The organism is Kitasatospora sp. NPDC007106, from assembly GCF_040634455.1.
In the GTDB taxonomy this organism is placed as follows: domain Bacteria; phylum Actinomycetota; class Actinomycetes; order Streptomycetales; family Streptomycetaceae; genus Kitasatospora; species Kitasatospora arboriphila.
In genome coordinates, this window is sequence record NZ_JBEYFP010001456.1 from 1 (window position 1) to 1,042 (window position 1,042).

At 67.9% G+C, this 1,042-nt stretch carries 1 protein-coding gene; it reads left to right on the plus strand.

What is annotated here, in order from left to right; genetic code table 11:
* Nucleotides 1–796 (plus strand): IS30 family transposase (locus ABZ641_RS39250; RefSeq protein WP_359989530.1); only part of this gene is annotated, 796 nt, incomplete at its 5' end.
* Nucleotides 797–1,042 lie beyond the last annotated feature (246 nt).

The window sequence follows — 1,042 nt, forward strand, 5'->3', positions numbered from 1 at the left end:
CCGGGCCCGGCGCCGGCAGCCGTGCCTGCTCGCCTCCAACCGGCCGCTTCGGGACTTTGTGGCTGAGAGGCTTGCCGAGGACTGGTCACCGGAGCAGATCTCCGGCCATCTGGCCAAGGTCCATGCCGACGGATCGGGGATGCGGGTGAGCCACGAGACGATCTACAAGTCGTTGTTCATCCAGGCCCGCGGGGTGCTGGCCAAAGAGCTTCAGAAGCATCTGAGGTCCGGCCGCCCGACGCGCCGCAATATCCACAACACCGCTACGGGGCAGTGGTGTTCGCAGATCAAGGAGGCGGTTTCGATCAGCGAGCGGCCGGCCGAGGCGGACGATCGCGCGGTTCCAGGTCACTGGGAGGGCGACCTTCTCCTGGGCCGCGGGCTGACCCAGATCGCCACGGTTGTCGAGCGCTCCACCCGGTTCACGGTCCTGGTCCAGCTCGACGGGCGGGACATGGCCACCGTCACCGCGAGGCTGTCCGCCAAGATGCTCGATCTGCCCGCCGAGCTCAGGAAGTCCCTAACCTGGGACCGCGGCATGGAGCTGGCCGGACACAAGGACGTCACCGCCGCGACCGGCCTGAGCGTGTACTTCGCCGACCCGAGAAGCCCCTGGCAGCGCGGCACGAACGAGAACACCAACCGCCTGCTGCGTCAGTACATGCCCAAGGGCACGAGCATGGAACACCTGACCCAGGACGACCTCGACAGGATCGCCCTGAAGCTGAACACACGCCTCCGGACGACCCTCGACTTCGACACCCCGGCCGATAGGCTGGAGCCCCTGTTGCGCTGACGGGTTGAATCCGCCGAGGAGACCAGCGGCTGGCACTGGCCCGGGCAGAGCAAGAACAAGGAGCAGCGCACCCAGGACGAGCGCTGGGCCTGGATCCGCTCCGCTCTCGCCGACCAGGCCAGCGGCGCCCTCCACAAGGACACCCTCACCAAGACCTTCACCTATACCCGGGCCGAGGCCGAGGTGCTGATCGCCATGACCACCGCGTTGCTGCGCCTGGTCCCCTAACCCCTGGCCCGGCCCAGG